General features: G+C 61.1%; 23 protein-coding genes. 8 read left to right on the plus strand and 15 right to left on the minus strand.

Translation table 11 applies throughout. The features are described from left to right. Positions 1–116 precede the first annotated feature (116 nt). The 3 genes from ABI796_RS13120 to ABI796_RS13130 all read right to left on the minus strand — a co-directional run bounded on the left by ABI796_RS13120 (position 117) and on the right by ABI796_RS13130 (position 2,671). A complete protein-coding gene (locus tag ABI796_RS13120) occupies positions 117–1,331 on the minus strand; it encodes a hypothetical protein (RefSeq protein ID WP_141285713.1) in 1,215 nt (404 codons plus the stop codon). 140 nt (positions 1,332–1,471) lie between these two features. Then, complete coding sequence (locus tag ABI796_RS13125; RefSeq protein WP_141285625.1) at positions 1,472–1,813, minus strand: DivIVA domain-containing protein; 342 nt, start codon at positions 1,811–1,813, stop codon at positions 1,472–1,474. Positions 1,814–1,831: 18 nt separating this feature from the next. Further along, entirely contained in the window at positions 1,832–2,671 is an 840-nt protein-coding gene (locus ABI796_RS13130; protein WP_174754594.1) for a TIGR00730 family Rossman fold protein, read from the minus strand. 163 nt (positions 2,672–2,834) lie between these two features. Here ABI796_RS13130 and ABI796_RS13135 point away from each other — a divergent pair, with 163 nt between their 5' ends. The 4 genes from ABI796_RS13135 (at position 2,835) to ABI796_RS13150 (ending at position 6,169) form a co-directional block, all read left to right on the plus strand. Next, entirely contained in the window at positions 2,835–3,590 is a 756-nt protein-coding gene (locus ABI796_RS13135; RefSeq protein ID WP_062072913.1) for an amino acid ABC transporter ATP-binding protein, read from the plus strand. A 56-nt stretch (positions 3,591–3,646) separates the two neighbouring features. Beyond that, positions 3,647–4,525 carry a glutamate ABC transporter substrate-binding protein gene (locus ABI796_RS13140; protein WP_141285623.1) on the plus strand — a complete coding sequence of 293 codons (879 nt, stop codon included), beginning with the start codon at positions 3,647–3,649 and terminating at the stop codon, positions 4,523–4,525. Between the two features lie 94 nt (positions 4,526–4,619). Next, the gene (locus ABI796_RS13145) at positions 4,620–5,270 is read left to right on the plus strand and encodes an amino acid ABC transporter permease (RefSeq protein WP_062072917.1); all 651 of its coding nucleotides are present in this window, start codon (positions 4,620–4,622) and stop codon (positions 5,268–5,270) included. Continuing rightward, the gene (locus ABI796_RS13150; RefSeq protein ID WP_141285621.1) at positions 5,267–6,169 is read left to right on the plus strand and encodes an amino acid ABC transporter permease; all 903 of its coding nucleotides are present in this window, start codon (positions 5,267–5,269) and stop codon (positions 6,167–6,169) included. The genes ABI796_RS13145 and ABI796_RS13150 overlap by 4 nt, the downstream gene beginning before the upstream one ends. Positions 6,170–6,246: 77 nt before the next feature. Here the strand turns inward: ABI796_RS13150 and dapE are convergent, their stop codons facing one another. Further along, a complete protein-coding gene (dapE, locus tag ABI796_RS13155; protein ID WP_141285619.1) occupies positions 6,247–7,371 on the minus strand; it encodes a succinyl-diaminopimelate desuccinylase in 1,125 nt (374 codons plus the stop codon). An 85-nt stretch (positions 7,372–7,456) separates the two neighbouring features. Here dapE and dapD point away from each other — a divergent pair, with 85 nt between their 5' ends. Together dapD and ABI796_RS13165 are read left to right on the plus strand one after the other, a co-directional pair. After that, positions 7,457–8,482 carry a 2,3,4,5-tetrahydropyridine-2,6-dicarboxylate N-succinyltransferase gene (gene dapD / locus ABI796_RS13160; RefSeq protein ID WP_141285617.1) on the plus strand — a complete coding sequence of 342 codons (1,026 nt, stop codon included), beginning with the start codon at positions 7,457–7,459 and terminating at the stop codon, positions 8,480–8,482. Positions 8,483–8,497: 15 nt separating this feature from the next. Further along, positions 8,498–9,340 carry a hypothetical protein gene (locus tag ABI796_RS13165; RefSeq protein ID WP_141285615.1) on the plus strand — a complete coding sequence of 281 codons (843 nt, stop codon included), beginning with the start codon at positions 8,498–8,500 and terminating at the stop codon, positions 9,338–9,340. A gap of 63 nt (positions 9,341–9,403) precedes the next feature. Here the strand turns inward: ABI796_RS13165 and ABI796_RS13170 are convergent, their stop codons facing one another. Beyond that, positions 9,404–10,015 carry a hypothetical protein gene (locus ABI796_RS13170; RefSeq protein WP_141285613.1) on the minus strand — a complete coding sequence of 204 codons (612 nt, stop codon included), beginning with the start codon at positions 10,013–10,015 and terminating at the stop codon, positions 9,404–9,406. Positions 10,016–10,124: 109 nt separating this feature from the next. Beyond that, positions 10,125–10,751, minus strand: coding sequence for a TetR/AcrR family transcriptional regulator (locus tag ABI796_RS13175; protein ID WP_141285611.1), 627 nt, complete (start codon positions 10,749–10,751; stop codon positions 10,125–10,127). An 80-nt stretch (positions 10,752–10,831) separates the two neighbouring features. Here ABI796_RS13175 and galE point away from each other — a divergent pair, with 80 nt between their 5' ends. Further along, a complete protein-coding gene (gene galE / locus ABI796_RS13180; RefSeq protein WP_141285609.1) occupies positions 10,832–11,872 on the plus strand; it encodes a UDP-glucose 4-epimerase GalE in 1,041 nt (346 codons plus the stop codon). 84 nt (positions 11,873–11,956) lie between these two features. Here galE and ABI796_RS13185 read toward each other — a convergent pair whose 3' ends face one another. The 5 genes from ABI796_RS13185 to typA form a co-directional block, all read right to left on the minus strand. Beyond that, positions 11,957–13,240 (minus strand): citrate synthase, encoded by a 1,284-nt coding sequence (locus ABI796_RS13185; protein ID WP_024817462.1) that lies wholly within the window; start codon positions 13,238–13,240, stop codon positions 11,957–11,959. Positions 13,241–13,472: 232 nt separating this feature from the next. Further along, positions 13,473–14,621 (minus strand): succinyldiaminopimelate transaminase, encoded by a 1,149-nt coding sequence (gene dapC, locus ABI796_RS13190; RefSeq protein ID WP_141285900.1) that lies wholly within the window; start codon positions 14,619–14,621, stop codon positions 13,473–13,475. Positions 14,622–14,633: 12 nt separating this feature from the next. Then, a complete protein-coding gene (gene fdxA, locus ABI796_RS13195) occupies positions 14,634–14,960 on the minus strand; it encodes a ferredoxin (protein WP_018776555.1) in 327 nt (108 codons plus the stop codon). A gap of 319 nt (positions 14,961–15,279) precedes the next feature. Continuing rightward, positions 15,280–15,711 carry a hypothetical protein gene (locus ABI796_RS13200; protein ID WP_141285902.1) on the minus strand — a complete coding sequence of 144 codons (432 nt, stop codon included), beginning with the start codon at positions 15,709–15,711 and terminating at the stop codon, positions 15,280–15,282. A 34-nt stretch (positions 15,712–15,745) separates the two neighbouring features. Continuing rightward, a complete protein-coding gene (gene typA / locus ABI796_RS13205) occupies positions 15,746–17,662 on the minus strand; it encodes a translational GTPase TypA (protein ID WP_141285905.1) in 1,917 nt (638 codons plus the stop codon). Positions 17,663–17,945: 283 nt separating this feature from the next. Between typA and ABI796_RS13210 the strand changes: the two genes are divergently transcribed. Next, a complete protein-coding gene (locus ABI796_RS13210) occupies positions 17,946–18,788 on the plus strand; it encodes an SGNH/GDSL hydrolase family protein (RefSeq protein WP_246095880.1) in 843 nt (280 codons plus the stop codon). A 167-nt stretch (positions 18,789–18,955) separates the two neighbouring features. Here ABI796_RS13210 and ABI796_RS13215 read toward each other — a convergent pair whose 3' ends face one another. The 4 genes from ABI796_RS13215 to ABI796_RS13230 form a co-directional block, all read right to left on the minus strand. Then, positions 18,956–20,665, minus strand: a complete 1,710-nt coding sequence (locus ABI796_RS13215; protein ID WP_141285909.1) for an ABC transporter ATP-binding protein — start codon at positions 20,663–20,665, stop codon at positions 18,956–18,958. A gap of 10 nt (positions 20,666–20,675) precedes the next feature. Continuing rightward, complete coding sequence (locus tag ABI796_RS13220; protein WP_141285912.1) at positions 20,676–21,620, minus strand: ABC transporter permease; 945 nt, start codon at positions 21,618–21,620, stop codon at positions 20,676–20,678. Continuing rightward, positions 21,610–22,539: an ABC transporter permease gene (locus tag ABI796_RS13225; protein WP_141285914.1), complete on the minus strand. Its 930-nt coding sequence runs from the start codon at positions 22,537–22,539 to the stop codon at positions 21,610–21,612. The genes ABI796_RS13220 and ABI796_RS13225 overlap by 11 nt, the downstream gene beginning before the upstream one ends. 122 nt (positions 22,540–22,661) lie before the next feature. Further along, complete coding sequence (locus ABI796_RS13230; protein ID WP_141285916.1) at positions 22,662–24,344, minus strand: ABC transporter substrate-binding protein; 1,683 nt, start codon at positions 24,342–24,344, stop codon at positions 22,662–22,664. Between the last annotated feature and the right edge of the window lie 134 nt (positions 24,345–24,478).

Genomic DNA, 24,478 nt, shown 5'->3' on the forward strand with positions numbered 1-24,478 from the left:
TTCGGTGCTTTGTCCTTGCTCTTGGTTCATTATCCCGTAATTACCCGTCCGTAGCGAATCAAACGCTCATTTGTCCGGGCTTTGTACATACTCCGTCCGTGCGGCAAACCTCCACGTCAGGGCGGATAGTCACCGCCGCCGGGGAGCGGAGCCCACGCCCACAGCCACACCACCCAGACGATTTGGAGGAGGAAGAACATCACCACAACACTCCCTCGGTACGCTTTGGATTTGGAGAGCAGCGCCGCGGCCAACGCCAAGGGAAAAAGCGGGAGCAGCATTCTGAACGTGCTGGTTTGGGGATGAAGGAAAACCAACAGGTAACCCATGTAGCAAGCGCACCAAAGCCTGAGCTCGGTTCCCAAGGCCCTGACCGGCCTGGACATCATGGCCAGCACAAACAGTGCCGTGAAAACAAACGGGGCCAGCACACCCAGTACAGGACCAAACAGCATCCTGCCCGTATCGAACCAGGGCTTGAAAGGCACAAGATCGTGCCCCCGCCACGCTGTCTCAGTTCGTGTATAGGCAGTGATGTCACCTGTAGTTGCCCAGGCAATGGCCGGCCACGCGAGAGCTCCAATGCCCGCCGCCAGCACCAGCACCCCCAGCGAGAACAGGCTGCGGGCGGACTCTGGCTCGTCTTCATCGGCTGAACCGGGCGCCGAAGCAGAGGTGGGGCGTGCCGTGGAAGGCCCGAAGCGCTGCCACAGGCGCCACAGCAACAGCAGTCCAACCATGGCCGCAAAGGGGACCCCCGTAGGCCTTGAGAGGCACATGAGAAGCACTACGGGGACAGCGGACAGATATCGACGCCGGACCACCAGCAACAATGCGCCGGAAAGCAGCAACAGATTCAATGACTCGGCGTACGGAACCTGAAGGATCGGGGACACTGGAAAAGTGGAAACGAAGACCACGCCCCACAGTGCGCCACGCTTGCCTGCAAATTCGCGGAAGAGTTTGTAGATCACCAAAGCCGCGCCCACGCCCGCCAGCATCGCAATGGTGGTCAGGGCCGGCATAGTGCCCATGCCGGTGACGGCAGAGAGAGCCCTCCCCAGGAAGGGGAAGAGCGCATAGAACGCCCAGGCGTTTTGTTGAACGACTCCGCCCGCGTCAACCGGGAGGACCGAGGGGTAGCCGTTCTCGGCAGCTTCCTGGTACCACCGCCCATCCCAGATGGTGATGAAATTCCAATAATCCGGAGCGGGAGGGAACCACGGATTTGTTCCCTGATGAATGGCTGCCGCCATGAAGATGCACGCGCTGACCAGCCGGGCCGCCACAAAGATCAGGCTGACCTGCAGCCACCACGGCCACCCGGCCATTCTTAGCGCCGCGGCAGACAGCCCTTGGGACAGCCGGTCCGCGGGTCCCCGCTGCCCTGGGCGTTCAGGGGCGGACGTCCTCTTAGTGCCGGACCTCCTTCCGGACGTGGGGGTTCCTTCCGGGCTGGGGGTTCGGGTGCTCACCGCGGTGCCCGGCCCGATTCGCCGTCCTCAAGGCGGGGCTGAACCAAAGCCTTGAGTCTTTCGATCTCAAGGTCCTTGGCCTGCAACTGCTCCTTAAGCTCGTCCAGGACCTGGTCCACCTGATCCATCCGGTACCCGCGAAGGCCCAAGGCGAAGCGCACGGAATCCACGTCTACGGGTTTGGCCTCTTCAGGCAGCAGAACAGCGGGCAGGCCCGGAACGGGTTGTTCAAGCCCGGATCCAATCGAGCGGCCCTTAACCATCCCGGCACCGAGATACAGCGCAGCACCAACCAGGACTATCGCGAGAAACACCAGGAATAAGCTCACAGTGTCCATCGTGCCAGAAACAGTGGGTTACTCCGGGCGTTGGTTTCCGTTGGGGGTAGGCGGAAGTGGTGCACCGTGAAGGACACGGTGCACCGCGTCCGCTGGGTCATCCACCAACTGGATCAGATCGAGGTCTTTCTCGGAGACCATCCCTTCGGCCACCAGGGTCTCCTTGATCCACTCGATCATGGGTCCCCAGAAACGGACACCGAGCAGCACAATGGGGAACGAGGTCACCTTGCGGGTTTGCACCAGCACCATGGCTTCGAACAACTCATCCAGAGTGCCAAGTCCTCCGGGGAGAACCACGAAGCCCTGGGCGTACTTGACGAACATGGTTTTGCGGGCGAAGAAGTACCGGAAGTTGATGCCCAAATCCACCCATTGGTTCAGTCCCTGCTCAAATGGCAGTTCGATCCCCAGGCCTACGGAGGTTCCGTTGCCTTCCACAGCGCCCTTGTTGGCAGCTTCCATGGATCCCGGACCGCCGCCGGTGATCACGGCTACTCCGGCTTCGGCGAGCTTGCGGCCCACGTCCACGGCCATCTCGTAGTACTCCGTTCCCGGTTTGGTTCGCGCGGAACCAAACACACTGACGGCGGGGCCCAGATCAGCAAGGGCTCCGAAGCCCTCCACGAATTCACTCTGGATTCGCAGAACACGCCAAGGATCGGTGTGGATGAACTGGCCGGCACCGCTTGTATCCAGCAAATGCTGATCCGACATCCCTGTATCAGCCTGTTTGCGCCGGAGCTCTAGGGAGCCTTTGTGCTTGGCGGGGGCGATCTCCGAGGGGAGGGGCACATGGGTGCCGGTGACGCGACCGTTGGCATCCGGACGGGGAACAGGGTGCTGGCTCATGCTCATTGCCCAAGGCTAGCGCGGATGACGGTGTGCTCCGTTGCAGCGACCCGCTTCTTGCATTCCACTCTGGTATCTCGCTGTGGGGCAGGTTTCTGTTCAGTCACGATCTTGGGGAAGTTGCCGTGACCGTGGTCATATTTGCTTCTTTGTTCGCTAGATTCGTCCTATGACTACTCAAGCGTCCGGCGATGCCCTCGTCTCCCTGAACGGCGTCAATAAGCACTACGGTCAACTGCATGTCCTCAAAGACATCAACCTTCAGGTCAAGAAGGGTGAAGTCGTGGTGGTAATCGGACCTTCCGGATCCGGTAAATCCACTCTCTGCCGTGCGATCAACCGCTTGGAAACCATCGACGACGGCGACATCGCCATCGACGGGAAGAAGCTCCCCGAAGAAGGCAAGGACCTCGCGCACCTGCGTGCCGACGTCGGCATGGTGTTCCAGTCCTTCAACCTGTTCGCCCACAAGACGATTCTTGAGAACGTCACGCTGGGTCCCATCAAGGTGAAGAAAGTGGCCAAGGGCACGGCCGACAAAGAGGCCATGGCACTCCTCGAGCGGGTCGGTGTGGGACATCAGGCTCCGAAGCTTCCCGCCCAGCTCTCCGGCGGCCAGCAGCAGCGTGTGGCCATTGCCCGCGCTCTTGCCATGAAGCCCAAGGTGATGCTGTTCGACGAGCCCACGTCTGCACTGGACCCTGAGATGATCAACGAAGTGTTGGACGTCATGATCCAGCTGGCCAAAGAAGGCATGACCATGATTGTGGTCACCCACGAGATGGGCTTCGCCCGCAAGGCCGCTGACCGCGTGGTGTTCATGGCTGATGGTCAGATCGTGGAGGACGCCACTCCTGAGGAATTCTTCACCAACCCGAAGAGCACCCGCGCCAAGGACTTCTTGTCCAAGCTCTTGACCCACTAGCTCCTTACCGCCAGCACCCCCGGCCGTAAGGCGGCCACCCATATGAAAGGAACACCATGAAGTCTCTTATTACCCGGAGGAAGTCGCTCCTGGTGGCCGCATCGGCTGCGCTTGCTCTCTCGCTGAGCGCTTGCGGCGGCGGCAGCAGCACCACTACTCCCCCGGTTGCCTCGGCAAGTTTCGAAGCCGGCACCACCATGGAGAAGCTGAACAAGGCCGGGACCATCAAGATCGGAACCAAGTTCGATCAGCCGTTGTTCGGCCAGAAGGGCCTGGACGGCAAGCCGGTCGGTTTCGACGTCGAAATGGGCAAGGCAATCGCCGCCAAGCTGGGTATCGCCGCGGACAAGATCGAGTGGGTTGAGACCGTCTCCCAGAACCGTGAGTCGTTCATCGAGCAGGGCCGCGTTGACTTGGTCATCGCTACCTACACCATCAATGATGCCCGTAAGGAAAAGGTCGCCTTCGCCGGACCGTACTACGAAGCCGGTCAGGCTCTCTTGGTCAACAAGGACGACACCACCATCACCAAGCCTGAAGACGTAGCCGGCAAGAAGGTCTGCTCTGTTACGGGTTCAACTCCGGCCAAGACCATCGCCGAGAAGTACAACGCTGAGGTAGTCCCTGCAGCCACGTACACTGCTTGCCTGGAGCCGCTGCGCAACAAGCAGGTTGTTGCCGTGACCACGGACAACGTGATCCTCGCAGGCTACGTGGACAAAGAGCCTGATGCCTTCAAGCTCGCCTCGGATGAAACCTTCACCAAGGAGCCCTATGGAATCGGCCTGAAGAAGGACGACACCGTGTTCCGCAACTGGATCAACGACCAGCTTGAGGGATTCGCCAAGGACGACACCTACAAGAAGGCCTGGGAAGCCACTGCAGGCAAGGTCATCAAGACCGCCCCTGAACTTCCTGCGATCAACCGCTACTAGTCGGGACCCGTCAACTGCCGCTGCCCCCTTCCGGGCGGCGGCAGTTGACGAATCCAGGACCCTGTTCCCTGATTAGCTGCAGCCAAAGGAAGCCATGGACGCCGTCATAGCAAGCCTCCCCGAATATTGGGACGGATTTCTCCGAACCCTTTATCTCTCCGTAATTTCAGGAATCATTGCCCTCATTGTCGGCACACTCCTGGCGGCCATGAGGGTTTCCCCCGTGGCAGCACTTCGCGGTTTCAGCATGTTCTATGTTGAAGTGGCGCGTAACACCCCGCTGACCATCATTTTCTTTTTCGCCGCCATTGTTCTGCCCCGGTTGGGCGTCAAGTTTGAACAATTCGAAGTTGCCGCCATCATCGCGTTGAGCAGTTACACGGCCGCCTTCATTGCCGAAGCCGTCCGTTCCGGCGTCAACAGCGTGCCTGTGGGGCAAGCAGAAGCTGCCCGCAGCGTCGGCATGACCTTCACGCAGGTTCTGGGCTTCATCGTCCTCCCCCAAGCGGTGCGCACCGTAGTGCCCCCGTTGATCAACATCCTCATTGCCCTGGTAAAGAATTCCTCGGTGGCCGGCGCGTTCTTCGTCCTTGAGCTTTTCGGTTACGGCCGCCAGCTCTCCAACGACTACGGCAACCAGGTCCTCTGGATCCTCCTTGGGGTGGCGTTCTTCTACCTCCTGATCACAGTTCCCCTGGGACTTCTGGCGCACTTTGTTGAACGAAAGGTGGCGATTGCCCGATGACATCGGTCCTTTACGACGTCCCCGGGCCCAAGGCCCGCCTCTATTCGCTCATCGGCTCCGCCGCAGGCGTGTTGATTATTCTCGGCATTCTGGCCATCGCTGTTGTTACCCTCGCGCAGCAGGGCATTTTTGATGCCGACCGCTGGGAGATTTTCTACGGCCCCATGGCTCCGGACGTCTGGAACCTGATTGGCCAAGGCATCGTCTCCACTTTGACCGCTGCTGCTGTGGCGGCCGTCATCGCGTTTCCCTTGGGCATTGCGCTCTGCCTGCTGCGTATCTCTTTGATTCCGTGGATCCGGATTCCCACGCAGGTAGTCCTTGAGTTCCTCCGCGGCATGCCCGTGGTCCTCATGATGTTGTTCGTCCTGTTGGTTTTCGCCACGGGCCAGTTCCAAGCCGTTGTTGTTGGCTTGGTTCTTTACAACGCCGCCATCTTCGCTGAAATCCTTCGTGCCGGCATCCAGTCACTGCCCAAGGGACAACGCGAGGCTGGTTTGGCGATCGGCCTCCGGAGCTTCCAGTCGCGGATGTCCATCGAGTTCCCGCAAGCCGTGAGGCGCATGCTGCCGTCCTTGGTTGCCCAGTTGGTGGTTCTGCTCAAGGACACCTCGCTCGGCTACATCGTGGGCTACGAGGAACTGCTGCGGAAAATCCAGATCATGGCCGACTTCCTTGGCCCTGACTTCCTGTTCCCGGCGTTCTTCGTTGGCGCTGCGATCTACATCCTGATCAACCTGACCGTGTCACGGATTGCCATCATGATCGAACGCCGCGGTTCCAAGAAAGCCGCCGGCGGCATGGCTCCGATGACGATCCGAACCGGCCTCGAAGGTACCGGCAACGACCCCGTCGCACAAAACGTCGTTCCTGGCGCGGAAAACCCGGAGAAGAAGTAATCCTCTACTCAAGAAGAAGGTCCGCAGCTGCCAAGCTGCGGACCTTCTTCTTTTGCTGTGCGGGGTAAACGTGAGGACTATGCGGTGAGCCAGGTCCTCAGTGCCCGGAGGCACTCACGGATGGCATCGGCGTCGACGTGCTCGTTGTCCTTGTGCGCCAGCAGTGGATCGCCGGGGCCGAAGTTCACCGCCGGGATGCCCAGTTCACTGAAACGCGCGACGTCGGTCCATCCGTATTTGGGTTTGGGCTCGGCACCCACTGCTGCGACGAAGGACGCTGCGGCGGGGTGATTAAGTCCGGGCCTCGCGCCGGCAGCAGCGTCTGTACGGACGACGTCGAATCCTTCCAGAAGGTCCCTGACGATGGCCTCTGCCTGGTCCGGATTCTTGTCCGGAGCGAAACGGTAGTTGATCTCCACCACGCAGCGGTCCGGGATGACGTTGCCCGCCGTGCCCCCGTTGATTTTCACGGCGTTGAGGCTTTCGCGGTAATCCAGGCCGTCCACGTTGATGGTCTGCGGCTCGTAAGCGGCGAGCCGCGCCAGAATAGGTGCTGCGGCGTGGATCGCGTTGACGCCCATCCAGGCACGCGCGGAGTGGGCTGTTTCGCCGATGGTGGTGGCTTCGAAACGGCTGGTTCCGTTGCAGCCGCCTTCCACCGTGCCGTGCGTGGGCTCCAAAAGGATCGCGAAATCACCCGTCAGCAGATCTCCGTGGTTCCGAACCAACCTGCCCAGGCCGCTCTTGACCGCTTCCACTTCCTCGTGGTCGTAGAAGACGAAGGTGACGTCCTTGTCCGGCTGCCGCCCGTCGTCGAACAGTGTTGCCGCCAGGGCCAGCTGGACCGCCACCCCGCCCTTCATATCTGTGGTGCCGCGGCCGTACAGCACGCCCTCGCCCGGAACCCCGGATTCCCAAGTGGCTGGAACGGTGCCCAGCGAGCCCTCAACGGTGGGCAGGGGCACGGTATCAAGGTGGCCGGCCAGGATGACGCGCTCAGACCGGCCAAGTTCGGTGCGGGCAATGATGGAATCCCCGTCCCGGGTCACGGTGTACGCAGGGATGGCCCGCAACGCTGCCTCGATGGCATCGGCGAGCTCGGTCTCATTGCCGGAGACACTGTTGAAGTCAATGATCGCGGCCGTCAGGAGCGCTACGTCCTGGCGAAGGTCAAGGAGGGCGGGAGCAGGGTTCAGGGTCACCCGTCCAGCCTAACGCCCGCAATTGCGACTTCTGCGGTGTGAGACGGGTTTTAACCGACCTCTGCCTGCTGGATAGACTTGGCCCATGACTGAAACTGCTTCCTCTGCTGTGCCCGCAACCGCGCCCGCCAACCCCCGTTCCGCTTACGGCTTCGGCCTGGCCACCATTGCCACCTCCGCTTCCGGGGAAGCAACCGTGCTGGACGTCTGGTACCCGGCGCCCGCTCTGGGTGTTGCAGCCGATACCCTGCGCGACGTCGAGAACGCCGACCCCGCACTTACTGCACTGGCCAACGACGGCAAAGACGCTGATCGCGGCACCGAGCAGAAAGTAGTCTTTGCACAAATCGACCTCGACGCCGCCCCCGCGGACACCGCCGATGCCTACCTGCGTTTGCACCTCCTCTCCCACCGCCTGGTCAAGCCGAACAGCATCAACCTTGACGGCGTCTTCGGCAAGCTGCCCAACGTGGTGTGGACCAACTTCGGCCCCGCTGCGGTTGACGGCTTCGAGCTGACCCGCGCACGCCTGCGCAAGCGCGGCAACGTAGTGGTTTACGGCGTGGACAAGTTCCCGCGCATGGTTGACTACGTGGTTCCCACCGGCGTGCGTATTGCCGACGCCGACCGCGTCCGCCTCGGCGCCCACCTCGCCGAAGGCACCACCGTGATGCACGAAGGCTTCGTGAACTTCAACGCAGGCACCTTGGGCACCTCCATGGTGGAAGGCCGCATCTCTGCAGGCGTCGTGGCCGGCGACGGTACGGACGTTGGCGGCGGAGCGTCCATCATGGGCACGCTCTCCGGTGGCGGCAAGGAAAAGATCGCCCTGGGTGAGCGCGTCCTGCTGGGCGCCAACTCCGGCGTGGGCATCAGCATCGGCGACGACTCCGTGGTGGAGGCCGGCCTTTACGTCACCGCCGGTACCCGCGTGCGCGTTCCGGGCCCCAAGGATGAGAACGGCGAGGACACCAGCCAAATCATCAAGGCTGTGGAACTCTCCGGTGTCCCCAACCTCCTCTTCCGCCGCAACTCCACCACTGGCGGCGTGGAAGTCCTTCCCCGCAAGGGCCAGACGGTGGAGCTGAACGAGGCTCTGCACGCCAACTAGCAGGAGATCAACCACATGCGCCGGTTCCGCCGCGCCATAGTTGCGGTGCTGGCTTTGGCCCTCGTAGCAGGTGCCATTTACGCAATAGTTGCTGTGCTGCAGCGCTCCGAGACCCTGGTCACGGAGCGCTGCCTCGCCGTGGCGGGCACCGAAAACCATGAGCTTGCCACCGATCAGGCCGCGAATGCTTCGCTCATCACTGCAATTTCGGTTCGGCGGGGGCTGCCACCCCGCGCGGCAACCATCGCTTTAGCCACGGCCATGCAGGAATCAAGGCTGCGGAACATCAATTACGGCGACGACGCCGGCCCGGACTCCCGCGGACTGTTCCAACAAAGGCCATCGCAAGGCTGGGGAACCGAGGAACAGGTCATGGACCCCGTTTACGCAGCGAATGCGTTCTTTGATGGTTTGGTCAAGGTTCCAGGCTATGAGTCCATGGAGATCACCCAGGCCGCCCAGGCGGTCCAACGCTCTGCCTTCCCCCGCGCGTATGCCCAACATGAAGGCATGGGCAGGGCCTTCGCTTCTGCTCTAACAGGGCACTCCGAGGCCGCGCTGAACTGCGAACTGCGCATGCCCGAAGCGGCCGGTGACCCTGCCGTCGTCGTCGATGAACTGACGACGGCGTTCGGCACCCAAGCGGCCACCGTTCAGGGTCGCTCGGTTCAGTTGGACATCAACGGTACCCAAGCCTGGGCCGTGGCTCATTGGGCCGTGGCGAACGCCAAAACCCTGTCCATCACGCAGGTGGACGTTGACGGCCAGACGTGGAACCGGGAGAAGCGCGACGGCTGGCAGGCCTCCGCCGCTGAAACCGGGGGCGTCACCCTCACCGTCTCAGCCCCAGCCACGTGAGTTTTTGTACAGCTCCTGCCCGCAAAAGCGGTTCTTAGGGGCCGTATCTGTCCAAAAACTCCCTCAGGCGAGCATCTCAACAACGGGCTGGACGTAGCTGCGGAACACATCAGGCTCTGAGAGCAGCTGATGGCTCATGATCATGGTGCTCGGTTCCAGGTACCAGGCGCGGGGCTCGTTGAGCGGCAGCTCGATGATGGTCAGTTCGAAGTCGCGGGAACTCCGGCCAACCTCCAGGAGCCGGTCCTCCACCAACTCGTTGAGGAGATGGGTCACCCCGTTTGCTTCACGGGCGGCCTCAAGATGGGCATACTCATCAATTCGGTCCGTGGCCCATCCCAACGCAGAACCGAAATGTGCCTGCAGGACGCGCTGAAGGGCCGGGGAGTTGCCGAAAGCCTTGAAGCTGGGCGGCGACAATTCCGGAGCCGGATTGGGATAGGACTTCACCAGGCTCTCCCACCACGCCTCCCACTCAGTCTTCAGCGCCGGTAGTCCCCCCACATCAGAGGTGAGGTGCTTGTGGTCAGCATGCCGGACTTTAGGGGCTGCATGGGAGAGCACGGGCTTTCCGGCACCATCAAGTCCGGCAACGTCGCGCAAGTACAGGGCAATGAGCATCGGCCCGGACGTATCCATAGTGATGCGCCATCCCGGGCCGCCTGACTCGTGCATGCGAATTCCTCCCTTTGGCAGGTCCCCGACACATCCCAGTCTATTCCCCCTGCCACCGGACGGTAATGGCATCCGGGGCTTCTTGTGCAGCAGGCAGCGGGGGCAAACCTCAGGAACCTGCAGGCACGCCCCTTAGGGACCGCAGGTGAGCGGTGAGGACGTCGCTGCACATCTCTGCGGTCATCCACTCGGGCTGCAACAGCGCGTGCATGCACAGGCCATCCATGGTGGCCAAGAGCCTCTCCGCTTCGGTCACCAAGGTTTGCTGCGTATCAGTTTCGCCCGGACTCAGGATCATGATGAGTCTGCCTACAATCGCGGCCACGGTGCGGTGGCTGCGCTCCGCTTCAGCGGCCAGGACAGGTTTGATCCGGGCTGCATGCCGGAACGCCATCCAAACGCAAGCATCTACCGCCAGCTCCTCGTCCAGGGGCAGGAACTGGCCAAGGAGGTTCAGCACAGCATGGTGCTGCTCTGAGGTCTCCGGCCCGGCTTCCTCGACGGACGCGAGTGCTGCCTCAAGGCGGGCCGCGATCCGATCGATGACCACGCCAAAGGAATAGATCAAAAGTTCGTCGCTGCTGGAAAAGTAGTGTCGTACAGAACCAACGGCCAAACCCGCTTCGTCAGCTACTTCCCTGAGGGACGCCCGTTCCAAGCCATCGCCGGCAATGATCCTGAAGACCGCTTGGACAACTTCCTGGCGCCGGGCTTCGGCATCAACAATTTTGGGCACTAATTGTTTTTAGCACGAACGTGCTTCAACACCGTTGACCACAGAGCGGCGTGGCTCGGATTTCCGATAGCGTAGGGACCATGAAAATTCTTGTTACGGGTGGCACCGGCTACATCGGTTCCCACACCGTTTTGTCCCTTCAGGAAGCCGGTCATGAGGTTGTGGTGTTGGACAACCTCGTGAACTCCAGCGAGGAATCCCTCCGCCGGGTCTCGGAGCTCACCGGTAAAACAGCAGCGTTCCACAAGGTGGACCTGGTGGACGAACCCGCTGTGGAAGCCGTCTTTGACCAGCACCGGATTGACGCCGTAATTCACTTCGCCGGCCTGAAGGCTGTTGGCGAATCCGTTCAGGAACCCCTCGCCTACTACTACAACAACATTGTGGGCACCCTGAACCTTCTCCGCGCCATGGACAAGCACAACGTGCGCTCCATCGTATTCAGTTCCTCAGCCACGGTGTACGGCGAGCACAACCCCATCCCCTACATCGAGAAGATGGAAATCGGCGCGAACAACCCATACGGCCGCACCAAAGAGCAGATCGAGGACATCCTCTCTGACCTTGGCAACGCGGACGACCGCTGGCATATCGCACTGCTGCGCTACTTCAACCCCGTGGGCGCACACCCGTCCGGCCGCATTGGCGAGGACCCTCAGGGCATCCCGAACAACCTCGTCCCCTTCATCGCACAGGTAGCCGTGGGGCGCCGCGAGAAGCTCATGGTCTTCGGCGGCGACTACGACACCCCCGACGGCACTGCCCAGCGCGACTACATCCACGTGGTGGATCTGGCCGAAGGCCACGTAGCAGCCCTGAACTACATCGCTGAGCGCGCCGGCGTGCGCCGCTGGAACCTTGGCTCCGGCCGTGGCTCTTCCGTCCTGGAGGTCCTGCGGTCCTTCGAGAAGGCCGTTGGCCAGCCGATCCCCTACGAGATCACCGGGCGCCGCGCCGGCGATCTCCCGGCCTTCTGGGCGGATGCTTCTTCAGCCCTCGCGGACCTTGGATGGTCCACCACCAAGACAGTGGACCAGATGTGCGAGGACCACTGGCGCTGGCAGAAGAACAACCCTTACGGGTACAACGCCGCTCAGCCTGCCGCGGCGAACAACGCCTAGTCTGCAAGCACCGCAACCAACGACGGCGGCCGCTCACCTCGCGCGAGGTGAGCGGCCGCCGTCGTTATTGCCGTTATTGCCTGATCAGTTGGCCGGGTAGTTGCGCTCCGGTTCCCCTGTGTAGAGCTGCCGCGGACGGCCGATCTTGGTCTGGGGATCGTTGATCATTTCGCGCCACTGGGCAATCCAGCCCGGGAGGCGTCCAATAGCAAAGAGGACCGTGAACATCTTCTCCGGGAAGCCCATGGCCTTGTAGATGAGGCCGGTGTAGAAGTCGACGTTCGGGTAGAGCTTGCGCTGGATGAAGTAGTCGTCAGCCAAGGCCTTCTCTTCCAGGCGCATGGCGATGTCCAGCAGTTCGTCGTTGCCGCCGAGCTTGCCCAGAACTTCGTGTGCCGTTGCCTTGATGATCTTGGCGCGGGGATCGTAGTTCTTGTAGACGCGGTGTCCGAAGCCCATGAGGCGGACGCCGTCTTCCTTGTTCTTGACCTTCTCCATGTAGTCCTCGGGCTTGATGCCGTCGGCCTGGATCTGGCGGAGCATCTTCAGCACGGCCTCGTTGGCGCCACCGTGTGCGGGGCCGAAGAGGGCGTTGATGCCGGCGGAAACCGACGCGAAGAGGTTGGCGTTGGAGGAGCCCACAAGACGCACGGTGGACGTGGAACAGTTCTGCTCGTGGTCCGCGTGCAGGATGAGCAGGAGGTCCAGTGCCTTGACTACTACCGGATCCATCTCGTACTGCTCGGCCGGAAGACCGAAGCTCAGGCGCAGGAAGTTCTCCACGAGGTTCATGGAGTTATCCGGGTAGAGCATCGGCTGGCCGATGGACTTCTTGTGCGCGTAGGCGGCGATGACCGGCAGCTTGGCCATCAGGCGGATGGTGGAAACTTCCACGTGCTCGGCGTTGAAGGGATCCAGCGAGTCCTGGTAGAACGTGGACAGCGCCGAAACGGCCGAGGAGAGCACCGGCATGGGGTGGGCGTCACGCGGGAACCCGCCAAAGAAGCCCTTGAGCTCCTCGTGCAGGAGCGTGTGGCGGCGGATCTTCTGATCAAATTCTTCCAACTCGGTGGGAGTGGGGAGGTTGCCGTAGATCAGCAGGTAGGAAACTTCGAGGAAGCTCGAGTGCTGCGCGAGCTGCTCAATGGGGTAACCGCGGTAGCGCAGGATGCCTGCGTCGCCGTCGATGTAGGTGATGGCCGAGGTGGTGGCCGCTGTGTTCATGAAGCCGGGGTCATAGGCAACGGCGCCCGTCTGCTTCAGCAGCTTGGAAACGTCGTAGCCTTCGTTTCCTTCTACAACCTTGATGCGCGGCAGTTCGAGTTCGCCGCCGGCATGGCGCAGTGTCGCGCTGGTGGTCTCAGTCATGGAGTCCCCTTCATGAGGCCTCAGGGCCTCTATCGAACGCTTGTCCAACCACCTTCTGGTGCCGCCGCCTTTGACCCTACTGTTGCAGGGCTCCAACGGCCGAAGTGCTTTCTTGGAGAAGGCCACCATTGATAGTCAGTTAAAAAGCTACCGCCAGTAACCCTACGGAACTAATCCGTACCGTCCGGTTACTGGCGGAATGACGCTATTAGTGGTGCAAGTCACAGCATTGTTATGACCCTGTGGTAAGCCGTTCCACGGCGGCATCAATTCGTTCATCGCTGCCGGTAAGGGCAACCCGGATGAATCCGTTACCGGCGTCGCCATAGAAAACGCCCGGGCCAACCACTATGCCCAATTCAGCGAAGCGGGCCACTGTATCCCAAGTGGCTTCTCCGGCCGTGGACCACAAATACAGCCCCGCTTTGGATTCATGGATCGTCAACCCGAACTTCTCCAGCGCCGGCACAATCCTCTCGCGGCGCCCACGGTAGAGGTCCTTCTGGGCCAGGACGTGTGTGGCATCGCCCAAAGCAACGCGCATTGCTTCCTGCACCGGGTAGGGAACGATCATGCCGGCATGTTTACGGCTGTTGACCAGGTTGGCCATGATCGCGGAGTCTCCTGCAACAAACGCGGCGCGGTACCCGGCAAGGTTGGACTGCTTGCTGAGCGAGTACACGCACAGCAGGCCGTCCGTGGAACCGCCGGTGACGCGGGGATCAAGGATGCTGGGAACAGCTTCTCCCCCGCGTTGGGCATCCCATTCGCCCCAACCCAGCTCGGCGTAGCACTCATCCGAAGCCACCACCGCGCCGAGCTCGCGGGCCTGGCCCACGATCCGCTGCAGTGACTCAACATCGCGGACGCTGCCCGTGGGATTGCCCGGGGAATTGATCCAGATCAGACGGACCTTCGCGCGGGTGGCTGGATCAAGGTCGTCGAGGTCGTCAGCTGCAACGGCCGTGGCACCTGCCAGAGATGCGCCGATATCGTACGTCGGGTAGGCAACGGTAGGCCTGACAACAACATCGCCGTCGCTCAAACCGAGCAGGAACGGCAACCAGGCCACGAGCTCTTTGGATCCGACGGTGGGCATGACGTCCTTGGGATCCAGCCCCGGCACTCCACGGCGGCTGGCGAACCAGTCCACCACTGCCTGCCGCAAGGCCTCCGTACCGTGAACCGTGGGATAGCCATGGGCATCAGCGGCGCCGGACAGAGCCTCGCGGATCAGCGCGGGAGTGGGGTCCACCGGCGTGCCGATGGAAAGGTTTACTGCGCCACCAGGGTGTTTAGCAGCTGTGGCAACGTACGGCGCCATAGCCTCCCACGGGTAGTCAGGCAGGTTCAGGCCGAAAGCCGGTGCCGCGGAAATCAAAGAAGCTACCGCCTAGTGGTCTTGGTTCTGCGGGGGCAGGGCGGCGATGAACGGGTGATCCTTGCCGGTGTTGCCGATCTTGGCGGCACCGCCCGGGGAACCGAGGTCATCAAAGAACTCCACGTTGGCCTTGTAGTAATCGGCCCACTCTTCCGGGGTGTCATCCTCGTAGTAGATGGCCTCAACCGGGCACACAGGTTCGCAGGCACCACAGTCGACGCATTCATCGGGGTGGATGTAGAGGGAACGCTCACCTTCGTAAATGCAGTCAACAGGGCATTCTTCAATACATGCCTTGTCCTTGACATCCACACACGGCTGCGCGATTACGTACGTCACGTCCCAGACCTCTCCACGGTTTGTCCCGGCGATGGCCGGGGTAATACGGCCGGCATCATGCCGGGCACTGAACTTCCGAGCCTATTATCCAACAGTGCGCTGACGCCAACCTAGCCCGCGTCTTAGTATGAAACGGTGACTCCCCCGAATTTGCCGCCCCAGGAATTTCTCCTCCACGCAGAACCAGGAATCCGGGTGGTGGTCCGGTACAGGATTGAGGACGGCCTGACGGACGCCTTGGGCTATCTGGTGAGAACCGCTGATGGCGCCTGTACCGTACGGACCCGCACATCCGACGTCGAAATTCCGCTGGCCATGGTTATCGCGGCGAAAGAGGTTCCGCCTCCGCCACCGCGGCGGCAGTCTGTTCGCGCCTTGTCCGACTAACAACACGTCGGCTGATGACCACAAGCATGATTAACGTCACTCCGCCAATGCCAAACACCCACACATTGCCAAGGGCATCTCCAAGTATCAGCTGCTTGGCAGGTCCGGCAGAAGACAAGACCCCGACGACGGCGTAACTCACCACGCCTGCCACCGCGGCCGGTACCACTGATCGGGACCAGGCGGCGAGCCACAATTGGACCGAGGCCAGCAGCACCAAGGCCGCTGCCACGCCCCAAGGGACCTCGACGCCGGACCAGAGCAGGGTCCGCCGGTGCAGCCCCGTACCGGCCAGGGCAACGAAAAGAGCCGCCAGTACGGCCGTGGCAATGCCACGAACCGAACCGGCGGCTCCTCTCTTCATTCAGCTGTTCCGGACTGGTTCAGACCAGTGCGGACTAGGACTTTGCGCGGGCGCGGTTGGCCTTGGCGCGCTCGTTGGAGTCCAGGATGACCTTACGGATACGGATGGCCTCCGGGGTTACCTCAACGCACTCGTCTTCGCGGGCGAATTCAAGGGACTCTTCGAGGGTGAGATCACGCGGCGGCGTCAGGTTTTCGAATGTATCGGAGGAAGCGGCACGCATGTTGGTGAGCTTCTTTTCCTTGGTGATGTTCACGTCCATGTCGTCAGCGCGGGAGTTCTCGCCAACAATCATGCCTTCGTAAACCTCGGAGGTGGGCTTCACGAAGAAGGAACCGCGCTCCTGCAGGTTGATCATGGCGAACGGCGTCACAACACCGGCGCGGTCGGCAATCATCGAACCGTTGGTACGGTACTCGATCGGTCCGGCCCACGGCTCGTAGCCTTCGGAGATGGAGGCAGCGATGCCGGCGCCACGCGTGTCCGTCAGGAACCGGGTACGGAAGCCAATCAGGCCACGTGCAGGGACGATGAATTCCATGCGGCACCAGCCAGTGCCGTGGTTGGCCATGTTGGTCATGCGGCCCTTGCGGGCAGCCATGAGCTGGGTGACCGCACCGAGGTATTCCTCGGGGACGTCGATGGTCATGTGTTCCATCGGTTCGTGCAGCTTGCCGTCGATGGTCTTGGTGACTACCTGAGGCTTGCCCACAGTGAGCTCGAAGCCTTCGCGACGCATCTGCTCAACCAGGATGGCCAGCGCGAGCTCGCCACGGCCCTGAACTTCCCAGGCATCGGGACGCTCAGTGGGCAGAACCTTGATGGAGACGTTACCGATCAGTTCCTTGTCCAGGCGATCCTTCACCTGGCGTGCCGTGACCTTGGCGCCCTTGACCTTGCCGGCCAGCGGCGAGGTGTTGATACCAATGGTCATGGAGATCGCGGGATCGTCCACGGTGATCAGCGGCAGCGGCTGCGGGTTCTCGGCATCCGTCAGGGTTTCACCAATGGTGATCTCCTCGATACCGGCCACAGCAACAATTTCGCCCGGGCCTGCGGACTCAGCCGGAACACGGGTCAAAGCCTTGGTTGCCAGCAGTTCGGTGATCTTGACGTTCTTGAGCTCACCGTTTGCGCGTGCCCAAGCCACGGTCTGGCCCTTGCGGAGCGTGCCGTTGTAGATGCGGAGCAGGGCGAGGCGGCCAAGGAACGGGGAGGCGTCCAGGTTGGTCACGTGTGCCTGCAGCACGCCGTCCGGGTTGTAAGTGGGAGCCGGGATGTGCTCGATGATGGTCTTGAAGAGGGGTTCGAGGTCCTCGTTCTCCGGAGCAGAGCCGTTGGCCGGCTGGTCCAGGGAAGCGCGGCCAACCTTTGCGGCGGCGTAGACAACCGGAACTTCGAGAACCTTGTCCAGGTCCAGGTCCGGAACTTCGTCTGCGAGGTCCGAGGCGAGCCCCAGGAGCAGGTCCATGGACTCGTGGACAACTTCGTCAATGCGGGCATCCGGACGGTCGGTCTTGTTGACCAGGAGGATCACCGGCAGGTGCGCGGCGAGGGCCTTGCGGAGCACGAAGCGGGTCTGGGGCAGCGGGCCCTCGGAGGAGTCCACCAGCAGGACGACGCCGTCAACCATGGACAGGCCGCGCTCCACCTCGCCACCGAAGTCGGCGTGGCCGGGGGTGTCAATCACGTTGATGGTGATGGTCTCGCCGTTGGACGACGGGCCGTTGTAGGCAACCGTGGTGTTCTTGGCGAGGATGGTGATGCCCTTTTCGCGCTCCAGGTCACCGGAGTCCATGACACGGTCCTCAACCTCACCATGGGAAGCGAAGGAGTTGGTCTGCTTGAGCATGGCGTCGACCAGGGTGGTCTTGCCGTGGTCAACGTGTGCGACGATCGCGACGTTGCGCAGATCGCTCCGCGACGCAGTGTTGGTGATGGTTTCAGACATGCGTTAATGACTCGTTTCAGTGGTGAAGTCAGCTGTTTGTATCCGCGCGCATACCTGATCGACTTGATCGGAACACACAGCGAAAAGACCCCGGGACACAGGGCACCTGCATCCAGTCTAAACGCAGATGCATTTCTGAGCCTAAAATGCAAGCTATTCAGCGCTTCGCTGTGGCCCCGCTCACACGCGTGTGATGTTACATAAACGCAAGTCCAGATGCTGGATTTTCCCTGTCCTGTGCAGCATGATGGGCTGCAGAACCAGTGCCACGTGGAGAACAAAGATGCGACAAGCTCCGGCCGTGTTCCGCATGCTCGCACCATTGATCGCCACAGGCGTTCTCCTGGTGGGTTGCGGACCAAGCCCAGCGCCAATCACCACCCCCTCTGGATCAAGCGCGCCCGGTCCCGCGCAGACAGCGGCCGCAGACAAACCACTCAGGGTTGCCCCGGCACCCAGCTCCCTGAACCTGCCTGTGGGATCGCTGTACAAAAACCCGGCGAACAACCGCAGTGAACTGGTTCTCGCCGACGTCCGCCACACCGCCGTACTCATCGGCGATTCCCAATCCATGCCCAAAGACTCCTGGCCGCAGCAGGGCATAACCGCCATGGGCTACAAACTGCATGTAGTGGGCATGGGCGGCACCGGTTACGTGGCCACCAACGGGAAGACCGGCAACTACATCGATGCATTGCAACGTGGAGACTGGGTTCTCCCCTTCGGCGATCCACCGTTGATCGTGATTCAAGGTGGCGGCAATGACGCCACCCAGCGGGCAACCGACGCCCAGATCACCAGCAACGCCGAGCGGCTCCTGGCTGCCTTGAAAAAGCGCTACCCGGGCGCCACCCTGGCCATGATTGGAACGCTTGCCAAGGGTGTGGGCAACGGAGGCGGACGCCGAACCGAAATCGACGCTCTGCTGGGACGGATCGCCGCCAAGCACGCCATCCCCTTCGTCAGCGCGGGCGATTGGCTCACGCGCTACGACGCAATTGGGGACCTCCAGGACGGCGTTCATTTGAAGGCTTCCGGGCACGCGAAGCTGGGCACCGCCTTGGCTCGCGAATTCACCGCCCTTGGCCTCATGGCACGCCCGGATACCGCCGAGCCGGCGAAGTAGCCCGCGTCGTCGTACCGGGCGTTGCGGGGCCCGCTCTGCGCGCTTCCTGCGATCTTTGACGCGTAGAGCGGGCCCCGCAACGAGTGATTTAACGGCAAGAGCCGGTGGTTCCCTTTTCGGGAACCACCGGCTCTGTTGCTAGTCAGCCGCTAAACGCTCGACGCCGGTCAGGCCACCGCGGGTGGCAAGAGCAGCGAACCGCCCGGAATAGCATCCAGGAGTGCCTGGGTATAGGCCTCACGGGGGTTGTCGAAGACGTCATCAGTGCTGCCCGTTTCCACGAGCTTGCCCTTTTCCATCACGCAGACATGATCCGCGATCTGGCGGACCACTGCGAGGTCGTGGGTGATGAACAGGTACGTCAGGCCAAGGTTGTCCTGCAGATCAGCGAGCAGGTTCAGCACCTGCGCCTGGACAAGTACGTCCAAGGCCGAGACCGCTTCATCGCAAATGATCACTTCCGGGTCCAAGGCCAGGGCCCGGGCAATGGCAATACGCTGCCGTTGACCACCGGAAAGTTCGTTGGGATACCTCTGCATCATGGACTGCGGCAAGGCCACCTGGTCCAACAGTTCCCGAACCTTCTTCTCTCGGCTCGCAGCGTTCCCGATCTTGTGCACGCGCAGCGGCTCTTCAATGGTCCTGAAAATGTTGTACATCGGATCCAAAGAACCGTACGGGTCCTGGAAGATGGGCTGCACGCGGCGGCGGAACTTGAAAAGTTCCTTGCCCTTAAGACCTGCCGTGTCCACACCGTCAAACACAATCTGTCCCTCGGTGGGCTTTTCCAGCTGGAGAACCATTTTTGCCACCGTAGACTTGCCCGAACCGGACTCCCCTACAATCGCCGTGGTGGTCCCGCGCTTCACAGAGAAGCTGACATCGTCAACAGCAGCGAAATCGGACGTCTTTCCCAGGCCCTGACGCAGCTTGTAGATCTTGCGCAGGTTTTTGATCTGAAGGACCTCGTCCTGAACACGCTCCTTAGCCGCGGCTACGGGCGCCAGAAGATCCTCGGCTTCCACGCCCTGTTCCTTGGCCACCTGGATGCGGCGCGAAGCCAACGACGGCGCCGACTCCACCAAACGGCGGGTGTAAGGGTGCTGCGGATTGCGAAGCAGCTCCAAGGAAGGACCAGCCTCCACCACGTTGCCCTGGTACATGACAATGACCTTGTCAGCACGTTCGGCAGCCAGGCCGAGGTCGTGGGTAATGAGCAGCACGGAAGTGCCCAGCTCTGTGGTCATCGTGTCAAGGTGGTCCAGGATCCTGCGCTGCACTGTGACGTCCAGCGCCGACGTGGGTTCGTCGGCAATCAGAAGCTTGGGCTGGCAACTCAGGCCAATGGCAATGAGCGCGCGCTGGCGCATGCCTCCGGAGAACTCGTGCGGGTACTGCTTGGCGCGACGCGCTGCATCCGGAAGTCCGGCTTCGGCGAGGACGCGGGCAACGTCCTCCGGGCCGTCCGGACGACCATTGGCCTTCAGGGTTTCCCGAACCTGATAGCCGATCTTCCAGACCGGGTTCAGGTTGGACATGGGATCCTGCGGAACCATACCGATGTGGCTGCCACGGAGCTCGATCATGCGCTTCTCCGAAGCGTGGGCGATGTCTTCGCCGTCGAGCAGAATCTGCCCGGCTGAGATGCGTCCGTTGTTGGGCAGCAAACCGATGGCGGCCAACGCCGTCGTCGACTTTCCTGAACCCGACTCCCCCACAATGGCGACTGTTTCGCCGGGCATGATGGAAAGGTGGGCGTTTTTAACCGCCTTGACCTCCCCGGAGCCGGTCTTGAAGGTGATGGCCAGGTCCTTGATTTCCAAGATGGGCCGTACTGGTGCAGTGGCTTCATCAATTCTGATGTCGGCAGAAGTCATGGTCGCCTCCTTAGCGCTGACGGCTCTTGGGATCAAGAGCATCGCGGACGGCGTCGCCAAGCATGATGAAGCTCAGGACGGTGATGGACAGGGCAGCTGCCGGGTACAGCAGGATTCCGGGATTGGTTCGGATGGACGCGTTGGCCGCGGAAATGTCGTTACCCCACGACATCACGCTGCCGGGCAGCCCAACACCCAGGAATGAAAGGGTGGCTTCCAGAACGATGAAAACGCCCAGTTCCAGGGTGGCGAGGACAATCACGGGCGCCAAGGCGTTCGGCAGGGCGTGTTTGACCAGCGCGCCGAACTTGGACACGCCAAGTGACCGGGCAGCAGTGACGAAGTCCGCGTTACGAACTTCGATGACAGCACCTCTGGTGATTCGAGCCATTTGTGGCCAGGCCAGAAGGGATATTGTCAGGACCACTGTCCAAACACTCCTGTTCTCACGGAACAGGGGCAGCTGAGTGATGACCAAGGCGCCGAGGATGATCGGCAAGGCAAAGAAGATATCGCCGAGCCGGGCAAGAACAGAATCCAGCCAGCCACCGTAGTAACCAGCCAGCGCGCCCAAAGTGACACCGATGATGATGACGCAGAGGACTGAAAGTACACCCACAGCCAACGACGCCTGCGTACCGTGGATCACGCGGGAATAGACGTCGCATCCCTGCAAGGTGAAACCCAGCGGGTGTCCGGCCGTGGGGCCGCCCTCAGAGTTAGCCAATTGGCAGTCGCTGTTTGGCTCCACGCTGGTGAAGAGGCCAGGGAAGAGGGCGACTGTTACAAGCAGCAGGATAAGAAGCGACGAGATGATAAACAGGGGTCGGCGACGAAGTTTACGCCACGCATCAGCCCAGAGGCTCAGAGGTGCCTGATCTGTTTTGACAGCATCAGTCGCCAGAAGCGGAGTCTCCTCGACAGGAGCCACAAAGTGTTCAGTGTTACTGGTCATAGCGGATCCTCGGGTCAAGCCAGGCGTACAGGAGATCAACCAAGAGATTGGTGATAACGAAAACCAACACCAGGACACTCACGATGGCGACGATGGTGGGGCCTTCGCTGCGTGAGATCGCTTGGAAGAGCTTGTTTCCCACTCCAGGCACGTTGAAGATGCCCTCCGTGACGATCGCGCCACCCATAAGCCCGCCAAGGTTGGCACCAAGGTAGGTAACAACGGGGATCAAGGAGTTCCTCAGGATGTGGGCAACAACAACTCTGGGACGCGAAAGTCCCTTGGCAGTCGCCGTACGTACATAGTCCGCGTTCATGTTCTCACTCACGGAAGCGCGGGTAAGCCGGAGTACATAGGCGAAGGAGACAAGTCCCAGCACTACTGCCGGAAGAATCAGGTTGCCCCAGTCGGCATTGGCGCCCACTGTGGGCTTCGCCCAACCAAGCTGGACACCGAACACAAGCTGGAAGACGAAGCCCAGAACGAAGGTGGGAACTGCGATCACCAGAAGCGAAACCACCAGAACGGTGGAATCGAACCACTTGCCCTTCTTCAGGCCGGCAAACACGCCGAAGGCGATACCGAATACTGCCTGGATAATGAGGGCCTCGATAGCCAACATTGCAGTGACGGGGAAGGCCCTGGCCAAGGAGTCAGCAATAGGCTGCTGGGTGAAGTCAACGCCCAGGTTAAAGGTGAACAAGTTCTTGATGAAGAGCCCGTACTGAACCCAGAACGGCTGATCCAGGTTGTACTGGGCGCGTAAAGCGTCGATGACGCTCTGCGGCGGCTGGCGCTCTCCAAACAGAGCTGCAATCGGGTCGCCGGGTAGAGCGAAGACCATGTAATACACAAGGAGGGTGGTCCCCAGGAAAACCGGGATGACCTGAAGGAGCCTGCGCAAAATAAAGCGAACCACGGGTCACCCCTCTCCGGTGGTCGGGTGTTGCTGTTTCATGTGTGCCTTCCTGCCAAGCAAGCAAGGGGGGCCCGGCGCTAGCCGGACCCCCCTTGCCCTAAGGCAAGTTCAGATCCTGAGGACTACTTGGCCTCGATGTCGAAGTAACGGATGCCGCCATTCCAGCCGGTTTCAGCTGAGACAACGTTGTTGCTCCAAACAATCGGGGTTGCCCGGTACCACAGGGGCAGACCGGGGAGGTCCTTGAACAGGATCTCCTGTGCCTGGTTGAACTTCTTGTTGGCGTCTTCCGGAGTCTTCGCTGCAAGGCCTTCCTTGAGGAGCTTGTCGAACTCAGGGTTCGAGTACTTCTCGTAGTTGGACGATGCGTTGGTTGCCCAAACCGGTCCAAGGAAGTTGTACAGCGACGGGTAGTCACCCTGCCAGCCGGCACGCGTCAGGCCCGGGAGGGACTGGGACTTGCGCAGATCCAGAACTTCAGCGAACTTGGCGAACGGCTGGATTTCTGCCTGAATACCGAGGTTGTTCTTGAAACCGTTTGCAACGGCGTCGATCCATTCCTTGTTGCCACCGTCAGTGTTGGAGGCGATGAGGAGCGGCTTGGAGCCGTCGTAAGGCTTGATCTTCTCGGCCTGCTCCCAAAGATCCTTGGCCTTGGCGGCGTCGAACTTCAGGACATCGCTTCCGGGAATAGCATCGTTGTAGCCGTCGAGGACAGGAGCCGTGAATTCAGTCGCCGGGGTACGCGTGCCGTTGAAGATCACCTTGGTGATTTCTTCGCGGTTGATTGCGTGGGACAGAGCCTGACGACGCAGAAGGCCAGCTTCACCCTGGAAGTTCGGGTTGTAACCCGGGATGTTCAGGGTGGCGTTGTTGGCGTTCGGCCGCGTGGAGTTACGGTCCGGGAAGTCCGTGGTGTAGGTCTTCAGTGCGTTGGACGGAACGACGTCAGTGACGTCGAGGTTGTCAGCCTGAAGGTCGGTGTATGCGGGGCCCGGATCGGTGTAGAACTTGAAAGTTACACCACCGTTCTTTGCAGCACGCGGACCGGTGTAGTCAGGGTTCTTGACGAGGGAGATGGACTGGTCATGTACCCAGGCACCTTCCTTCTCGAACTTGTACGGGCCGTTACCCACAGGGTTCTCGCCAAACTTCTTGGTGTCCTTCAGGGCCTCGGAGGGAAGCGGGTAGAAGGCAGAGTATCCAAGGCGCAGGGACCAGTCAGCTTCAGGCTGAGTCAACTTGACCGTGATGGTCTGGTCGTCCGGAGCGGCCAAGCCGGACATCGTCTGCGCGGTAGGCGCCGGCGTCGAGGTCTTCTTGCCATCAGCGGAGGTGGTCTCAGTGACTGCGCTGACATCGGCGTAACCTTCGATTGATTCGAAGAAGAAGCCGTTGTTCTGGAGGTTGGTGCTCAGTGCAGCAAAGTTCCAAGAGTCAACAAACGTCTTGGCCGTGACGGCCTCACCGTTGGTGAACTTGGAGCCGGACTTGACCTTGATGGTCCAGTTCTGCGAGTCGGTGGTTTCGATTGACTCCGCCAGTGCGTTGACGGGCTTGCCGTCGGAGTCGTAGGCACGAAGCCCTTCAAACAGCAGCTCGACGACGCGGCCACCGTACACCTCATTGGTGTTGGCGGGAAGCAGCGGGTTCTGCGGTTCATTGCTATATGCGGAAATGACCTTGTTCGGATCAGCTGCGGCTGAGCTGTTCGTATTGCTGCCGCCACCGCCGCCGCAACCGGTCACTGCGAGGGCGATGATCGCCGCTACGCCTAGAGCTTTGGAAGTGCGCGAGAAACGCATTCCGCCTCCTATGAGTCGTGGAGTTGAGCAGGGGAAATTCGTGACTCCCCCCAGGCACAGGCACAGTTTCCTACTGTGACGTTGCCTACATGTGAGTGTAAGCCTACCCACATTGCGTCCAGATGATGGGACGT

This window comes from Paenarthrobacter aurescens (assembly GCF_041549525.1).
In the GTDB taxonomy this organism is placed as follows: Bacteria; Actinomycetota; Actinomycetes; order Actinomycetales; family Micrococcaceae; genus Arthrobacter; species Arthrobacter aurescens.

What these genes read in the sequence shown, in the direction of transcription:
- ABI796_RS13120 (WP_141285713.1), bottom strand. Translation starts at nt 1,331, where the DNA reads ATGGCCGGGTGGCCGTGGTGGCTGCAGGTCAGCCTGATCTTTGTGGCG.
- ABI796_RS13125 (WP_141285625.1), bottom strand. Translation starts at nt 1,813, where the DNA reads ATGGACACTGTGAGCTTATTCCTGGTGTTTCTCGCGATAGTCCTGGTT.
- ABI796_RS13130 (WP_174754594.1), bottom strand. Translation starts at nt 2,671, where the DNA reads ATGAGCATGAGCCAGCACCCTGTTCCCCGTCCGGATGCCAACGGTCGC.
- ABI796_RS13135 (WP_062072913.1), top strand. Translation starts at nt 2,835, where the DNA reads ATGACTACTCAAGCGTCCGGCGATGCCCTCGTCTCCCTGAACGGCGTC.
- ABI796_RS13140 (WP_141285623.1), top strand. Translation starts at nt 3,647, where the DNA reads ATGAAGTCTCTTATTACCCGGAGGAAGTCGCTCCTGGTGGCCGCATCG.
- ABI796_RS13145 (WP_062072917.1), top strand. Translation starts at nt 4,620, where the DNA reads ATGGACGCCGTCATAGCAAGCCTCCCCGAATATTGGGACGGATTTCTC.
- ABI796_RS13150 (WP_141285621.1), top strand. Translation starts at nt 5,267, where the DNA reads ATGACATCGGTCCTTTACGACGTCCCCGGGCCCAAGGCCCGCCTCTAT.
- dapD (WP_141285617.1), top strand. Translation starts at nt 7,457, where the DNA reads ATGACTGAAACTGCTTCCTCTGCTGTGCCCGCAACCGCGCCCGCCAAC.
- ABI796_RS13165 (WP_141285615.1), top strand. Translation starts at nt 8,498, where the DNA reads ATGCGCCGGTTCCGCCGCGCCATAGTTGCGGTGCTGGCTTTGGCCCTC.
- ABI796_RS13170 (WP_141285613.1), bottom strand. Translation starts at nt 10,015, where the DNA reads ATGCACGAGTCAGGCGGCCCGGGATGGCGCATCACTATGGATACGTCC.
- galE (WP_141285609.1), top strand. Translation starts at nt 10,832, where the DNA reads ATGAAAATTCTTGTTACGGGTGGCACCGGCTACATCGGTTCCCACACC.
- ABI796_RS13185 (WP_024817462.1), bottom strand. Translation starts at nt 13,240, where the DNA reads ATGACTGAGACCACCAGCGCGACACTGCGCCATGCCGGCGGCGAACTC.
- ABI796_RS13200 (WP_141285902.1), bottom strand. Translation starts at nt 15,711, where the DNA reads ATGAAGAGAGGAGCCGCCGGTTCGGTTCGTGGCATTGCCACGGCCGTA.
- typA (WP_141285905.1), bottom strand. Translation starts at nt 17,662, where the DNA reads ATGTCTGAAACCATCACCAACACTGCGTCGCGGAGCGATCTGCGCAAC.
- ABI796_RS13210 (WP_246095880.1), top strand. Translation starts at nt 17,946, where the DNA reads ATGCGACAAGCTCCGGCCGTGTTCCGCATGCTCGCACCATTGATCGCC.
- ABI796_RS13215 (WP_141285909.1), bottom strand. Translation starts at nt 20,665, where the DNA reads ATGACTTCTGCCGACATCAGAATTGATGAAGCCACTGCACCAGTACGG.
- ABI796_RS13220 (WP_141285912.1), bottom strand. Translation starts at nt 21,620, where the DNA reads ATGACCAGTAACACTGAACACTTTGTGGCTCCTGTCGAGGAGACTCCG.
- ABI796_RS13230 (WP_141285916.1), bottom strand. Translation starts at nt 24,344, where the DNA reads ATGCGTTTCTCGCGCACTTCCAAAGCTCTAGGCGTAGCGGCGATCATC.